The sequence below is a fragment of the Streptomyces sp. NPDC059455 genome, from assembly GCF_042750115.1.
Lineage (GTDB): Bacteria > Actinomycetota > Actinomycetes > Streptomycetales > Streptomycetaceae > Streptomyces > Streptomyces endocoffeicus.
Genome location: NZ_JBHYVB010000001.1, coordinates 165,137 through 180,152, shown reverse-complemented (window position 1 = coordinate 180,152; position 15,016 = coordinate 165,137). Strand labels below are relative to the sequence as shown.

The 15,016-nt window shown below is 71.5% G+C and carries 12 protein-coding genes and 1 other RNA gene; all 13 read left to right on the top strand.

Annotation, left to right across the window (positions count from 1 at the left end; translation table 11 throughout):
* Positions 1-234 precede the first annotated feature (234 nt).
* The 13 genes from ACFXB5_RS00765 (at position 235) to ACFXB5_RS00705 (ending at position 14,871) form a co-directional block, all read left to right on the top strand.
* Complete coding sequence (locus tag ACFXB5_RS00765) at positions 235-990, top strand: CDP-alcohol phosphatidyltransferase family protein (RefSeq protein ID WP_385201082.1); 756 nt, start codon at positions 235-237, stop codon at positions 988-990.
* Positions 987-1,835, top strand: a complete 849-nt coding sequence (locus tag ACFXB5_RS00760) for a phosphatidate cytidylyltransferase (RefSeq protein ID WP_385201080.1) — start codon at positions 987-989, stop codon at positions 1,833-1,835. Before ACFXB5_RS00765 ends, ACFXB5_RS00760 begins: the two co-directional genes overlap by 4 nt.
* Positions 1,836-2,062: 227 nt before the next feature.
* Positions 2,063-3,205, top strand: a complete 1,143-nt coding sequence (locus ACFXB5_RS00755) for a 1-acyl-sn-glycerol-3-phosphate acyltransferase (RefSeq protein WP_385201079.1) — start codon at positions 2,063-2,065, stop codon at positions 3,203-3,205.
* Between the two features lie 166 nt (positions 3,206-3,371).
* Complete coding sequence (locus ACFXB5_RS00750) at positions 3,372-4,814, top strand: MFS transporter (protein ID WP_385201077.1); 1,443 nt, start codon at positions 3,372-3,374, stop codon at positions 4,812-4,814.
* 190 nt (positions 4,815-5,004) lie between these two features.
* Positions 5,005-5,101: signal recognition particle sRNA small type (gene ffs / locus ACFXB5_RS00745), an RNA gene on the top strand.
* Positions 5,102-5,176: 75 nt separating this feature from the next.
* A complete protein-coding gene (locus ACFXB5_RS00740) occupies positions 5,177-7,840 on the top strand; it encodes a DNA polymerase III subunit gamma and tau (RefSeq protein ID WP_385201075.1) in 2,664 nt (887 codons plus the stop codon).
* Between the two features lie 129 nt (positions 7,841-7,969).
* Complete coding sequence (locus ACFXB5_RS00735; protein ID WP_137978608.1) at positions 7,970-8,305, top strand: YbaB/EbfC family nucleoid-associated protein; 336 nt, start codon at positions 7,970-7,972, stop codon at positions 8,303-8,305.
* Between the two features lie 216 nt (positions 8,306-8,521).
* Complete coding sequence (gene recR / locus ACFXB5_RS00730; protein WP_385201072.1) at positions 8,522-9,121, top strand: recombination mediator RecR; 600 nt, start codon at positions 8,522-8,524, stop codon at positions 9,119-9,121.
* Positions 9,114-9,779: a DUF5063 domain-containing protein gene (locus ACFXB5_RS00725; protein WP_385201070.1), complete on the top strand. Its 666-nt coding sequence runs from the start codon at positions 9,114-9,116 to the stop codon at positions 9,777-9,779. The genes recR and ACFXB5_RS00725 overlap by 8 nt, the downstream gene beginning before the upstream one ends.
* Before the next feature lie 368 nt (positions 9,780-10,147).
* A complete protein-coding gene (locus tag ACFXB5_RS00720; RefSeq protein WP_201856144.1) occupies positions 10,148-11,428 on the top strand; it encodes an aspartate kinase in 1,281 nt (426 codons plus the stop codon).
* Positions 11,425-12,519 (top strand): aspartate-semialdehyde dehydrogenase, encoded by a 1,095-nt coding sequence (locus ACFXB5_RS00715; protein WP_385201068.1) that lies wholly within the window; start codon positions 11,425-11,427, stop codon positions 12,517-12,519. Before ACFXB5_RS00720 ends, ACFXB5_RS00715 begins: the two co-directional genes overlap by 4 nt.
* Before the next feature lie 493 nt (positions 12,520-13,012).
* A complete protein-coding gene (locus ACFXB5_RS00710; RefSeq protein WP_030829843.1) occupies positions 13,013-13,588 on the top strand; it encodes a SigE family RNA polymerase sigma factor in 576 nt (191 codons plus the stop codon).
* Between the two features lie 101 nt (positions 13,589-13,689).
* Positions 13,690-14,871: a DUF4232 domain-containing protein gene (locus tag ACFXB5_RS00705; RefSeq protein ID WP_385201066.1), complete on the top strand. Its 1,182-nt coding sequence runs from the start codon at positions 13,690-13,692 to the stop codon at positions 14,869-14,871.
* Positions 14,872-15,016: the final 145 nt, after the last annotated feature.

The window sequence follows — 15,016 nt, the reverse complement described above, 5'->3', positions numbered from 1 at the left end:
TTTCGGGGAAAAGCGCGGATCGTCGGACCGAAGCTGTCCCACCGTCCATTCGGGGATTTGTCGGGGGAGCGGTCGGTGTGGGCCGGGGAATCCGATGCGGAAACGGGGATTGAGGATGTCTGTAAAGCGTGGGCTCTGGTGTATTCACTAGCGCCGTAAGCGCATCTCTGGTGCATCCACTAGCTTCGGGGATTGGTGGTGTCAATTTGTTCACTTGCTTGTTATCGTCTGGCCATGAATGGGCTGTACGCGCTTAAACCGTGGTTCGCCCGCCGATTAACACTGCTCCGGCGGAAGTTGATCCGGAGCGGCGTCTCTCCCAATGCGGTCACCTTTGCGGGAATGCTCTGTGCAGGTGCTGCCGCGGCATCTTTTGCCCTGCTGCCCGCTCCCTGGGCCGTAGTTCCCGTTGTGGTATTTCTGACGGCTCGGTTGGCCTGCGCGAATCTCGACGGCTCCATTGCCAGGGAAACTGGAAAGCAGACCCGCCTGGGTTCGCTGCTGAATGAAATCGGTGATCGGGCGGCGGATCTCCTGGTGATTCTGGGATTTCTGCCGCACATATCGCCCTCGCTCGTACTCGGTGCGCTGCTGGCCAGTTCGGCGCCGTCATGGATCTCCATCGCCGGGGCCGCGGCCGGGGTGCGGAGAATCAACGGCGGTCCGATGGGGAAGACCGAGCGCTGCCTCGTCGTAGCGGTCGCCGCGGCGTCCGGGTGGTATGTGCCCGCCGCGGTGGTGATGGTGGTCGGATCCGCGTTGACCGCCGGTGTGCGGCTGTTTCAGGTCGTGGCGCTCTGCAATCGCCGTGATGGCGAAGGCGGTCGTGATGGCGAGAGCGATCGTGGCGGCGGGAACGGCCTCGGCGAGAGCGGTCGTGGCGGCGGGAACGGCCTCGGCGAGAGCGGTCGTGGCGGCGGGAACGGCCTCGGCGAGAGCGGTCGTGTCGGCGAGGATCGTGACCACGATCCTCTGAACGGTCGGCTGTGACCCCCTTCGCGGGTGCGCTTCCACCGGAGCTGGCGCGGGCCGTACCGCTCCTCGCCGGGACGCTCACGGTGAGCGGCCTCGCCCTTCTCTTCGTCCGCAACGTCGAACTGCGCCGTCGCTGGCGGACCTGGTGCGTCACCGCGCTGATCGTCTGCGGGACGCTGGGCTTCGGCGCGCCCGGGGCCGCCCTGTTCGCGGCCGGGCTCGCCGTGGTGGGCTCCGTCGAGTACGTGCGTTTGGCGGGCCTGCGCCGTGCTGACGGGGCCCTGTTGCTGTGTGCCGGGGTGCTTCTGCCCCTCATCGCCTGGCTGCGGCCCGGAGCGCTCACGCTGCCCATGGCCGGCGTCCTGCTCTGCGCCGCCGCGCTGCCGCCTCTGGTGGGCCAGGACGTGGCCCATGGCGCCGACCGGGCGGTCAGGACGACCTTCGGCCTCATCTGGCTGCCACTCGCCCTCACCGGACTGGTGTTCCTGGGGGACCTCGCCATCGCGGTCTGCGTCAGCGTGGCCTTCGCGGATGTGGGCGGCTGGTGCGGCGGGCGGGCACTCGGCCGCTCCGGACCCCTGAGCCGTCCGCTGTCCTCGCTCTCACCGGCCAAGACCTGGGGCGGAGTTGTGGGCTCCGCCGCACTGTCCGGTCTGGCCCTGTGGGCCATGGACGCCTGGACCCCGCTGCGGTGGCTCGCCGTGCTGTGCGGCTGCGCACTGGGCGACCTGCTCGAATCCATGATCAAACGAGGCGCCGGGGTCAAGGACGCCGGCCGTTGGCTGCCCGGATTCGGGGGGCTCCTGGACCGCGTCGACTCGCTTCTCGTGACCCTTCTCCTGTTGGGAGCCTTGCCATGACGAAGGACGCGCCGCCCGGATCGTTATCCACCGTGCGGAGCGATACGGGAGGCGATACGCGGCCCGGACGACTCGTTACCGGCGGGCTCTCAGGCGGGGTCCCCGGCGGGCTCTCAGGCGAGGTCCACGGCGGGGTCTCGGGCGGGGTCTCAGGCGGAGCCGCCGGCGAGGCCTCCGGCGCTGCGGAGACCGCCGGGCGGCCTCCGCGGCCCGCGTCCCGACTTCTGGTGGCGGCCTGGCTGCGCTGGCGGTTCTGGCGGACCGTCCTCTTCCTCACCGGTGGGCTCACGGTCAAGGGGAAGCTGCCGAAGAGCGGTTGTGTGGTGGTGGCCAACCACTCCTCGCACGCGGATACGGCAGTGCTCCTGGCCGCCCTCGGCGTCGCCCGTGCTCCCCGCGTGGCGGCGGCCGCCGACTACTGGTTCCGGAACCGTGTGCGCCGCCTGGTGTGTTCGGTCCTGGCCGCCGCCTTTCCCGTACGCCGCCACGGTGGCGGTTACTCCGACCTCCAGGACATCGCCGGTCCCATGCTGCGCGCCGGACACGCGGTGGTCGTCTTTCCCGAAGGGACCCGAGGAGCGGGCCGCGTGGGCACGTTCCGCCGGGGCGCGGTCGAACTGGCCGTCTCCAACGGTGTGCCGGTGGTGCCCGTCGCTCTGTCCGGCACCGCGGAACTGCTGCCCAAACGCGGACGGTTGCGTCCGTACGCCGTCCGGGTGCGGATCGGTCGGCCGCTGACGGACCCCGACGCCGACACCGCCCGTACGGCGGTCCTCGAACTCCTTGCCGAGTGCCGGCCCCGTGACAGCCGGGTCCGGCGTCGGATCGCCCGGCTGGCGATGTCCTGGACGGGCCTGGGCCTGGTCGCCGCCTGGTCCTTCACCGAGGCGCTGAGCTGGCCGCTGCTGCCGGAGCTCGCGCTCGCCGTGCTGTGTGTCGCCGCGCCCAGGGCGGGGCTGCGGCTGACCGTGAGCGCCGCCGTGGCCAGCGTCGCCGGCGGTCTGGTCGCGCTCGCCCTGTACTCCGGGACTTCCGTCGACCTGCCCCAGCCGCTCACCACCAACCGCATGCACACCACGGCGCAGAAGGAGATCCGCTCGGAGGGCGCCCGCGCGGTACGGCACCAGCCCGCCAGCGGTATCCCCTACAAGGTGTACGCGGCCGAGGCGGGGCGCGCCGGGGTCCCCGCGGGCGAGTGGGTGCTGCGCTCCACGGCCGCCCGGGGGCAGCGCATCGTCGGCGTCGGCGTCGTGCTCACGCTGATCGGCGTGCTCACCCAGCGGTGGCGGCGTTTCTTCCCGCAGTACCTGATCTTCGTGGGAGTGGCCTTCATCGCGTTGTTCACGCTGGTCATCGGCTCGTGGCGGTGACCCGTACCCCCGTCGGACGGCCATCGCGCCCCCTGCCGTACGCCCTGCCGACGCGGCGTGCGCGGCCGCCGGACCCGACAGCCGTGAGCAGCTGTGCACAGCCGTGAGCAGCCGTGCACAGCCGTGTGAGAACGACCCCGACCGCCGTATGAGGAGCCGCGCGCCGATGTCCAGCCCGTCCACCCCGCCCATCCCGTCCGCTCCGCAAACGACGCCCCCGGTCGCCTCCGCCCCGTCGGCACCGGACCGGGATGCCCGCCGCATCCTGGCGCTGACCAGCCTCGGCGTGTTCATCGTCTTCCTCGACACCACGATCGTGAATGTCGCCTTCGATACGATCAGCACCAGCTTCGACGCCGGGATCACCCGCCTCGTATGGGTCCTCAACGCGTACACCCTGGTCTTCGCCGCGTTCCTGATCCCGGCCGGGCAACTGGCCGACACCTACGGCCGCAAGCGCCTGTTCCAGATCGGTCTCGTGGGCTTCGCGCTCAGCAGTGCCCTGTGCGGTCTCGCCTCCGGGCTCGGCGTCCTCATCGCCGCACGGGCGGCCCAAGGTGTCTTCGGCGCCATCATCGTTCCGGCCTCATTGGCGCTTCTCCTGCCCGCCTTCCCCCTGGAGCGCCGGGCCGCGGCCATCAGCACCTGGGGTGCCATGGCGGCCGTCGCCACCGCGATCGGCCCGACCCTGGGCGCGCTCCTGATCGAATACACCACCTGGCGCTGGGTCTTCCTGCTCAACGTCCCCGTCTGCCTGCTCACCGCGGCCTGGGGCGCACGCCTGCTGACCGAGACCCGCGGCTCCCGGAGCGGAGGCTTCCCCGACCCCCTCGGCGTCGCCATGAGCGCCGCGGCACCCGCCTTGCTCAGCTTCGCCGTCATCTACGGCCCGCGCCTGGGGTGGGACGACCCGCGTGTCCTGGCGACCGCGGTGGCCGGTGTCGGCCTGATCCCGGTGCTGATCCTCCGGTCCCGGCGCGCCGTACGGCCGGCACTCGACCTGAGCCTGTTCCGGATTCGCAACTTCCAGGCGTCCAACGTCGCCACACTGGTCTTCTCCGTGGCCTTCTTCGCCGTTCTGCTCTCCAGCCTGCTGTTCCTCCAGAACGTCTGGCACTACTCCGTGCTGAAGTCCGCACTGGCCGTCAGCCCCAGCGCACTCGTCACCGCGCTCGTGGCCCCGCTGGCCGGCCGGCTGGCCGAACGATTCGGCTACCGCCCGGTCTTCGTCACCGGCGCCCTCTTCTACGCCGCGGGCGCCGCCGCTCTCGCCCTGCGCACCGGCACCTCACCGCACTGGGCCGCGCACTGGCTTCCCACCCTCGTGCTCAACGGCATCGGGGTCGGCCTGGCCCTCTCCACTCTCAACAGCGCCGCGGCGAAGGCGCTGCCACCGGAGCGCTTCGGCGTCGGCACCGCGATCAACAACAGCTTCCGGCAACTGGGCGCCCTGCTCGGCGTCAGCGTGTTCGTGGCCGTCCTGGGGACTCCGACCAGCGCGACGATCCTGGGGGACTACCACCGTGTCTGGTGGGTGCTGGCCGTGATCCCCGTGATCAGCGCCGGGACGTACCTCGCCACCCATCGCGAGCCGGAAGCCACCGGATGACGCCTGCCGGTGCCGCCCCGCCCTGGTGCTGTGCGCAGCGGTGCCGCCCCGCCCCGGGGCTGTGCCGCAGCGGTGCCGCCCCGGGGCTGTGCCCCACCGGCCTTCGGCCGAATCCTGGCCGAAAACGGTCCACGACCGGGAGGGGCACCCGCGGAGTCGTTCGCACCCCGGTCTATCCGCTAGGGTGGGGCGCAGCCCCTCACGTGGCGCTATCTCACCGAACTCCCCCAGGGCCGGAAGGCAGCAAGGGTAAGTGAGCTCTGGCGGGTGCGTGAGGGGCCCCTTGCGTCTGTGGGGATGCGAAGGGCTGTGGGGAAGCGGGGGTGGGCCCGTTGTCCGTGGTCCCCGATATCGTCGTAAGCGTGTCGTCCCTCGCGCTGTACCGCCGCTACCGCCCCGAGACCTTCGCGGAGGTCATCGGGCAGGAGCATGTCACCGGCCCGCTGCAGCAGGCGCTGCGCAACAACCGGGTCAATCACGCATATCTCTTCAGCGGTCCCCGCGGGTGTGGCAAGACGACCAGCGCGCGCATCCTGGCCCGCTGTCTGAACTGTGAGAAGGGCCCCACCCCGGCGCCGTGCGGCGAGTGCCAGTCGTGCCAGGACCTCGCGCGGAACGGGCGGGGGTCGATCGATGTGATCGAGATCGACGCCGCGTCGCACGGTGGTGTGGACGACGCCCGTGAGCTGAGGGAGAAGGCGTTCTTCGGGCCCGCGTCCAGCCGCTACAAGATCTACATCATCGACGAGGCCCATATGGTCACCTCGGCGGGGTTCAACGCCCTGCTGAAGGTGGTCGAGGAGCCCCCGGAGCACCTCAAGTTCATCTTCGCGACCACCGAGCCGGAGAAGGTCATCGGCACGATCCGGTCGCGTACCCACCACTATCCGTTCCGGCTCGTGCCGCCCGGGACGCTCCGCGACTATCTGGGAGAGGTCTGCGGGCGCGAGGCGATTCCGATCGAGGACGGGGTGCTGCCGCTGGTCGTGCGGGCCGGGGCCGGGTCCGTGCGGGATTCGATGTCGGTGATGGACCAGCTGCTCGCGGGCGCGGCTGACGACGGTGTGACGTACGCCATGGCGACCTCGCTGCTCGGTTATACGGACGGCTCGCTGCTGGACTCGATCGTGGACGCCTTCGCGGCGAGCGACGGGGCGGCGGCGTTCGAGGTCGTCAACCGCGTGATCGAAGGGGGCAACGACCCCCGGCGCTTCGTCGCCGATCTGCTGGAGCGGCTGCGCGATCTGGTGATCCTCGCCGCCGTGCCGGACGCGGCGGAGAAGGGGCTCATCGATGCCCCGGCCGATGTGGTGGAGCGGATGCAGGCGCAGGCGTCGGTCTTCGGCGGCGCCGAGCTGAGCCGCGCGGCGGACCTGGTCAATGAGGGTCTTACGGAGATGCGCGGCGCCACCTCGCCGCGGCTCCAGCTGGAGCTGATCTGCGCCCGGGTGCTGCTGCCCGCCGCCTTCGACGATGAGCGGTCCGTCCAGTCGCGGCTGGAGCGGCTGGAGCGCGGGGCCCTCGCGGGTGGCCTGGGCGGTGGAGCCGGTGCCGGTGGTGGTGCCGGCGTCGGCGGTGGTGGCGTTGGGGGGCCCGGGCCCGCCATGGGGTACGTACCGGGGCCCGACGCGCACGCTCCGGTTGCTCCGCCCGCCGGTGGGCCGTCCGGTCCGGCCGCCGCGCGTGCGGCTATGACCGGGGGCGGGCCCGGCCAGGGGCAGGCCCCGGAGAGTTCGGGGAGTGGTGAGGCGCCTGGTGGATGGCCTGCCGGGGCGCGGCCTGCCGCGGACAGTGGCCAGGGCGGCGCCGTGGACAGTGGACAGCAGGGCGGTGCCCCGGCCGCGGCCGCGCCCCCGGAGGACGGTGGCGGACAGCGGCCCGGAGCGTGGCCGTCGGGTGCCCAGGCCCCGGCCGCCGAGGGCGGCGGATCGCGGCCCGGAGCCTGGCCTGCCGCCTCCGCACCCGGCTCCGGGGCTTCCGGTGCGGGCGGACCGTCCGGTGCCGGTGCCGGTGCCGGGTCCGGTACGTCCGCGTCCGGTGCGGGCGGTTCCTCTGGTGGCGGCGGTGGACAGGGCGCCGGGGCGCCCGCCCGGCAGCCCGGCGGCTGGCCCACGGCCACCGCGCCGGGGCAGGGCGGCGGCCCCTCCGCACAGACACCCGCGGCGCCCTCCGCGCCGACCACCCCGAGCGCCCCGGCCGCGCCTTCTGCCCCCGCCGCGGGCCCCGCGCCCTCCGCACCCGCGCCGGGCGCGCCGAGCATGGCGCAGGGCGCCGTGCAGGTGCGGCAGATGTGGCCGGACATCCTTGAGGCGGTCAAGAACCGCCGCCGCTTCACCTGGATCCTGCTGAGTCAGAACGCGACGGTGTCCGGCTTCGACGGCACCACCCTCCAACTCGGCTTCTCCAACGCGGGCGCGCGCGACAGCTTTGTGGGCGGCGGCAGCGAGGACGTCCTGCGGCAGGCGCTCCAGGACGCCATAGGGGTGCAGTGGCGGATCGAGGCGATCGTCGACCCCTCGGGCGGCGCCGGACAGCAGGGCGGCGGCCCAGGTGGTCCGGGCGGTTTCGGCGGCGCTGGTGGTCCCGGTGGCGCCGGTGGCCAGGGCGGTCCTGGCGGCTACGGCGGAGGCAGCAGTTACGGCGGAAGCGGAGGCGGTGTCGGCGCCGGTGGTGGTGCCACCGGCGGTGGTGGCTTCGGCGGCGGAAGCGGCCCGGGCTCCGACAGCGGCCCTGGCCCCGGTGGCGGTGGCCAGTCCGCCCCGGCCCGCCAGTCCGCGCCCCGGCCCACTCCCGCCTCCCCGCCCCCGGCCGCGTCCTCCGCGTCCTCCGCACCGTCCGGCTCCGCGGACGCGGGCCCGCCCCCCGAGGCGGCGGTGTACCGGGAGCCCGAGCCGCCGCGGGTCTCGATCGAGGACGACATGCCGGCCGAGGACGACCCGGATCTGGACGACACCGCGCTGAGCGGGCACGACCTGATCGTCCGCGAGCTCGGTGCCACGGTGATCGAGGAGATCGTCAACGAGTAGGAGGCGTGGGCTCCGCACCCGTGTCTCACGTCGCCGCGTCTCCTCCGTACGGCGTAGAGCAAGGCGCTCTGGGAGCACGTAGGCTCGGGCTATCGAAGAGAACGACTGTCGAGCGCCAGGAGCGAAGCCGTGATCCCCGGTGGTGGCCAGCCGAACATGCAGCAGCTGCTGCAGCAGGCTCAGAAGATGCAGCAGGACCTCGCCGCGGCCCAGGAGGAACTGGCCCGCACTCACGTCGAGGGTTCCGCGGGCGGTGGCCTGGTGAAGGCGACCGTGACCGGTTCCGGTGAGTTGCAGGGCCTGGTCATCGATCCCAAGGCCGTGGATCCTGAGGACACGGAGACCCTCGCGGATCTGGTCGTCGCGGCCGTCCGTGACGCCAACCACGCCGCGCAGGAGCTCCAGCAGCAGAAGCTCGGCCCGCTCGCCCAGGGGCTGGGCGGTATGCCCGGACTCCCGTTCTGACCTTCGGGTTCTCCGGGGCCTTCGGTTGCCCCAGGGTCCCGGGTTCCCCGGGTTCTCGGGCTCCCCGGGCCCGACCGTAGGAGTCGCGGCGACCGCGTAGGAGTCGCGGCGGCCCGGCCGCAAGAGCGTGACGCCCCCTGGCCGTGAGGGCACGGCGCAACCGAATATTCATGTGAAGGACGGCCACCGCGTGTCGGCGCGAGATTGGATGAAGGCGTGTACGAGGGCGTGGTCCAGGACCTCATCGACGAGTTGGGCAGGCTGCCCGGCGTCGGTCCCAAGAGCGCGCAGCGGATCGCCTTCCACATCCTGCAGGCCGAGCCCACCGATGTCCGCCGTCTCGCGCATGCGTTGACGCAGGTCAAGGAGAAGGTGCGGTTCTGTGCGGTCTGCGGGAACGTCGCCGAGGCCGAGCAGTGCCGCGTCTGCCAGGATCCCCGTCGCGACCTCGCGGTCATCTGCGTGGTCGAGGAGCCGAAGGACGTTGTCGCGATCGAGCGGACGCGTGAGTTCCGGGGCCGCTATCACGTGCTCGGCGGGGCGATCAGCCCCATCGAGGGCGTGGGCCCGGACGATCTGCGGATCAGGGAGCTGCTGGCGCGGCTCGCGGACGGTACGGTCACCGAGCTCATCCTGGCCACCGATCCGAATCTGGAGGGCGAAGCCACCGCCACGTACCTCGCGCGCATGATCAAGCCCATGGGTTTGAAGGTCACCCGCCTGGCCAGCGGCCTCCCTGTCGGTGGAGACCTGGAGTACGCCGACGAGGTCACGCTGGGTCGTGCCTTCGAAGGGAGAAGACTTCTCGATGTCTGACGCAACGCTGCACGACGCCCACCCGGACCCGGACGACTTCGCGGTCCAGATCTCCGACCAGATCGAGAGCTTCATCGTCGCGGTCACCGAAGTCGCCAAGGGGGACGAGCCGGACAGCGCTGTGCCGTTCCTGCTGCTTGAGCTGTCGCAGCTGCTTCTCGCGGGCGGTCGGCTCGGCGCGCACGAGGACTTCGTCCCGGACGAGCGGTACGAACCGGACGTCGGCCCGGAGCCGGACGTCGACGAGCTGCGTGAGCGCTTCGCCCAGCTGCTGGAGCCGGTGGACATCTACTCGGAGGTCTTCGACCCGTACGTGCCGCGCAGCCAGCCCGTGGCCTGCCGGATCTCCGACGACCTGGCCGGGATCATCACCGATCTGCGGCACGGGATGGCGCACTACCGCGAGGGCCGGATCAGCGAGGCGCTGTGGTGGTGGCAGTTCTCGTACCTCTCCAACTGGGGGACGACCGCCTCGGCGGCCCTGCGCGCGCTGCAGTCGCTGGTCGCGCACGTACGGCTGGACAGCCCGCTGGACGAGCTGGACGGCCTGGACACGGACAGCAACGCGGGCGGTGACGAGGAGCTCGCGGAGGAGGCCGGCCGGGTCATGGCGGCGGAGATCGCGGCACCGCTCGGCCTGCACTCGGGACCGCGCTGAGGAACGCTCGAGACGGCGGCGGGGCGGGCCCACGAGACGCCCCGCGACGCGGCCCGCCGGACGGTCCGGCAGACGGCCCGCCGGACGGTCCGGCAGACGGCCCGCCGGACGGTCCGGCAGGCCGTCCGATCCTGTGAGCTGGGTTACGTTCCCGTGTGCTTCCGCGGTAAGCGGGCAGGGTTCGTCGCTGAGCGGGTGGGAGGGATGCGGGGATCTCGCGTGTGCGTGGACGTTGCGCCGTGTGATGCCCCTCGTCCTCCCCTGATCACTTGCGAGGCATTCGTCTCGCTATGTGATATTGGGAGGGCGTATTCCGGCCCCTCGTTAGACTGAGCCGACCGCATTATTGAGAGCTGCGAGGAGCGCACGTGGGCCTTGTCGTGCAGAAGTACGGAGGCTCCTCCGTTGCCGATGCCGAAGGCATCAAGCGGGTCGCCAAGCGAATCGTGGAAGCCAAGAAGAACGGCCACCAGGTGGTCGTCGTGGTCTCCGCGATGGGCGACACGACGGACGAGCTGATCGATCTCGCCGAGCAGGTATCCCCGATTCCTACTGGGCGCGAGTTCGACATGCTGCTGACCGCGGGAGAGCGGATCTCCATGGCCTTGCTGGCGATGGCGATCAAAAACCTCGGTCACGAGGCGCTGTCGTTCACCGGCAGCCAGGCGGGAGTCATCACCGACGCGGTTCACAACAAAGCACGGATCATCGATGTCACGCCGGGCCGCATCCGTGACGCGCTCGAACTCGGCGCGGTCGCGATCGTCGCGGGCTTCCAGGGCGTGTCCCAGGAGAGCAAGGACATCACCACCCTCGGCCGGGGCGGTTCCGACACCACCGCGGTCGCGCTGGCCGCGGCCCTGGACGCCGAGGTGTGCGAGATCTACACCGACGTGGACGGCGTGTTCACCTCCGATCCGCGCGTGGTGAAGAAGGCTCGCAAGATCAACGAGATTCCGTACGAGGACATGCTGGAGCTCGCCGCGAGCGGCTCCAAGGTGCTGCACCTGCGCTGTGTGGAGTACGCGCGCCGGTACAACATCCCCATTCACGTACGGTCGTCTTTCTCCGGTCACCAGGGCACCTGGGTGCGCAACCGGCCGGAAGCGGGAGAAGGAGAAGAAGGCATGGAGCAGGCGATCATCTCCGGGGTCGCGCACGACACGTCCGAGGCCAAGGTCACGGTCGTCGGGGTGCCGGACAAGCCGGGTGAGGCCGCGGCCATCTTCCGCACCATCTCCGACGCCGAGATCAACATCGACATGGTGGTGCAGAACGTCTCCGCCGCGTCGACCGGACTGACCGACATCTCCTTCACGCTGCCGAAGACGGACGGCCACCGGGCGATGGAGGCGCTGACCAAGGCGAAGTCGCTGATCGGCTTCGACTCGCTGCGCTACGACGACCAGATCGCCAAGATCTCCTTGATCGGTGCCGGTATGCGCACCAACCCGGGGGTCACCGCGACCTTCTTCGAGGCGCTGTCGAACGCCGGGGTCAACATCGAGCTGATCTCGACCTCCGAGATCCGCATCTCGGTCGTCACCCGCGCCGACGATGTGAAGGACGCGGTCGTGGCCGTGCACAGCGCCTTCGGCCTGGACAGCGAGACCGACGAAGCGGTGGTCTACGGAGGGACCGGACGATGACCGGCCATGGCGGTGTCGGCCGGGGCAGCGCCAAGCCCACCCTCGCGGTCGTCGGGGCCACCGGCGCGGTCGGCACCGTCATGCGCTCGATCCTCTCCGAGCGCGCCGACATCTGGGGCGAGATCCGGCTGATCGCCTCGCCCCGCTCGGCCGGCCGGAAGCTGACCGTCCGGGGTGAGCAGGTCGAGGTCGTCGCGCTGAGCGAGGAGGCGTTCGAGGGCGTCGACGTCGCGATGTTCGACGTCCCCGACGAGGTCTCGGCACAGTGGGCGCCCATCGCGGCGAGCAAGGGCGCGGTGGCCGTCGACAACTCCGGTGCCTTCCGGATGGACCCCGATGTCCCCCTGGTGGTGCCGGAGGTGAACGCGCACGCGGCCCGGGTCCGCCCGCGCGGCATCATCGCCAACCCCAACTGCACCACCCTGTCGATGATCGTCGCGATGGGCGCGCTGCACGCCGAGTTCGGGCTGAGCGAGATGATCGTCTCCTCGTACCAGGCGGTCTCCGGTGCGGGCAAGGACGGCATCGACGCCCTGCGCGAGCAGATCGCGCTGGTCGCCGGTACGGAGCTGGGCACCCACCCCGGGGACGTGCGGCGGGCGGTGGGCGACACCGGGCCGTTCCCGGCGCCGATGGCGCTCAATGTGGTGCCGTTCGCCGGTTCGCTCAAGGAGGACGGCTGGTCCTCCGAGGAGCTCAAGGTGCGGAACGAGTCCCGCAAGATCCTGGGACTGCCGGCGCTGAGGGTCACCGCGACCTGTGTACGGGTGCCCGTGATCACCACGCATTCGCTGGCCGTGCACGCGCGGTTCGAGAACGAGGTGACGGTCGAGGCGGCACACGAGATCCTGGCGGGCGCCCCCGGAGTGGTGCTGTGCGACAACCCGGCGGAGGGCGAGTTCCCGACCCCCGCCGACGCCGTGGGCACCGACCCCACATGGGTCGGCCGGGTGCGGCGGTCGCTGGACGACCCGAAGGCGCTGGAGCTGTTCGTCTGCGGCGACAACCTGCGCAAGGGCGCGGCGCTGAACACCGCGCAGATCGCGGAGGTCGTCGCGGCCGAGCTGGCGGGCGGGGCCGCCGCGCGGTGACCCAGGGCCCGCCAATGGGTCAGGGCCCGCCACTGAGCCAGGGCCCGCCAGTGGGTCAAGACCCGCTAGTGGGTTGAGGCCCGCCACTGGGTTAAGGGGGGCCGGGGCGCCGTAACGTGAGCGGTCGTCTTAAAGTGACGTTTCACCAGTGCGTCGTCCGACAGATTGTGAATATCCTGTGCGCGTGTCACTGGCCTGGACCAGCTGAGCTGGGCCGTTGATGTGATCGACGTATTCGCTCCCCGCCCGCCGCAACCGGCAGTGGGCGGGGAGCGTCTTTCCAGCCGCCCCGCAGTGGGCGCTGGGATAACTGGGGCATTGGGGAAGAGTTGGTGCGCATGGGGGCATTGAACGCATCGTCAAAAGCGGTGCCTCACGCGTACAACCCTGACAGGGGGCGGCGTGTCCAACAGGCGTGGCAGAGGTATTCGGCATCGCAACGGTTCCAGGGCATGGCGGCGCGGCAGTACGGCCCCCGCGTGCCCCAGGTGGCATGCCGGTGATCGCGCCATGGCCGACGGCCCGCCCCGCGCACATCACAACAGGGCGCGAGGACACTGACGACGCGATGGCAGCGGGCACCACAGTCGATCACCTCACCGAGACCTACCGCGCCCATTACCGGTCGCTGCTCGGTCTCGCCGCGCTCCTGCTCGACGACACCGCGTCCTGCGAGGACGTCGTGCAGGAAGCGTTCATCCGTGTGCACTCGGCGCGCAAGAGAGTCCGGGATCCCGAGAAGACCCTCGCCTATCTGCGGCAGACGGTCGTCAATCTCTCCCGCTCCGCGCTGCGCCGGCGCATCCTCGGGCTGAAGCTGCTCTCCAAGCCGATGCCCGATATGGCCAGTGCCGAGGAGGGGGCGTACGAACAGCTGGAACGCGATCAACTGATCAAGGCGATGAGGGGACTTCAGCGCCGTCAGCGCGAGGTTCTCGTGCTGCGCTACTTCGCCGATATGACCGAGGCCCAGGTGGCCGAGACGCTGGGCATCTCGCTCGGCTCGGTCAAGGCGTACGGCTCGCGCGGCATCGCGGCGCTCCGCGTCGCCATGGAGGCTCCGGCATGAACCACAACACATCTACGCCGGACCCGGGGGATTCCGGCCGGCGGCACGGCCACGAGCCGGAATCCAGAGAGCCAGGGGAGTCCAGGGAGACCACGGGGCCCATGGATCCGGTAGAGGCGACGGAGTCCGCAGAGGCGGCGGAGGCCGCGGAGTCCACGGCGGACGGGGAGTCCGCCGGGTCCGCGAAGTCCCCGGAGGCCCGTGAGTCCGCCGGGTCCGAGCCGGGGCGGGTGATGCCGCTCCGCATTCAGCTGGACGACGACGAGCCCAGCGGTGAGAACGAGGAGGCGCTGCGGCGGCTGCTGCACCGCGCCGTCGACGAGCTCGAGCCGTCGTCCGACTCCCTCGACCATCTGCGGCGCGCCGTGCCCGCCCGCCGTGCGCGGCGGCGCCAAGCCCTGATCGGGGCCGCCGCGGCGCTGGTGCTGGGCTGTGCTGCCGTACCGGCGCTGGTGCACGTCGCGACCACCAGCGACAGCTCGAACGACCGCCCGGCCAACGCCGCCAGCAGCCACCGCACCCCTGAGACCAGCGGCGGCCGGCACGGCGAGGGCAGCGGCGGCAAGGACGCCGACGGGCCCTCCGACACGGTCGAGGAGCACAAGGGCGACAAGGGCAAGGACAAGGAGAAGGACAAGCCGCCGAAGGGCGAGGAGGGCGGCTCCGGCGGTACGGTCCCCGACCCCACCAACACGCTGAACGCCACCTCCCCCACCTGCAGCCGCGCCCAGCTCACCAGCGGTGGCGCCGGATCGCTCGGAGCGGCCGACGCCGAGGGGCGGGTCTACGGCTCGTTCCGCGTCGTGAACATCTCGGACCGGGCCTGCACGGTCGAGGGCAGCGGTTCGGTGGGTGCGAGTGCCCAGGGCGGTGCGGACGCCTCGCGGATCCTGGTCGTGGACCATACGGCGGGGGACGCGGCGGCGGGGCTGCCCGACCCCTCCATCCAGCCGGGCACGCTCATCCTCAAGCCCGGCCAGGCGTACGAGGTGAAGTTCGCCTGGATCCCGGCGTCGGGCGGCGGCACCAGCGGCTGCTCCACCACCGGCACCCCGACCCCCGACCCGTCCACGGACGCGGCCCAGGACGGTCCGCAGGACGACCCCAGCACGGGTGATCCGGGCGGCACCCCTGGTGGCGGTGGCGGCGGTGGCGGTGAGCCGCAGGACGCGAGCGTCCTGGTCAGCCATACGCCGGAGGCGGGCGACCCGTCCTCGGCGAGCGTGACGATCGGCGGCGCCTGCGCCGGAACGATCTACCGCACCGGTCTGCTGGCGTCCTAGAGCCCGCCGCCCTCCCTCCAAAGCCCGCCGATGGCTCTCCGGAGCCGCGGAGCAGCGGCCTCCCGGGGCCTCGAGCCCGGGAGGCCCCCGGGGCGGGCGGGGGCGGGCGGGCGGGCGGGCGGGGGGGGGGGGCGCGGGGGGGGTG

Coding starts and splice junctions, on each gene's coding strand:
- ACFXB5_RS00705 (WP_385201066.1), top strand. CDS start 13,690: ATGGATCCGGTAGAGGCGACGGAGTCCGCAGAGGCGGCGGAGGCCGCG.
- ACFXB5_RS00725 (WP_385201070.1), top strand. CDS start 9,114: ATGTCTGACGCAACGCTGCACGACGCCCACCCGGACCCGGACGACTTC.
- ACFXB5_RS00750 (WP_385201077.1), top strand. CDS start 3,372: ATGTCCAGCCCGTCCACCCCGCCCATCCCGTCCGCTCCGCAAACGACG.
- ACFXB5_RS00715 (WP_385201068.1), top strand. CDS start 11,425: ATGACCGGCCATGGCGGTGTCGGCCGGGGCAGCGCCAAGCCCACCCTC.
- ACFXB5_RS00765 (WP_385201082.1), top strand. CDS start 235: ATGAATGGGCTGTACGCGCTTAAACCGTGGTTCGCCCGCCGATTAACA.
- ACFXB5_RS00710 (WP_030829843.1), top strand. CDS start 13,013: ATGCCGGTGATCGCGCCATGGCCGACGGCCCGCCCCGCGCACATCACA.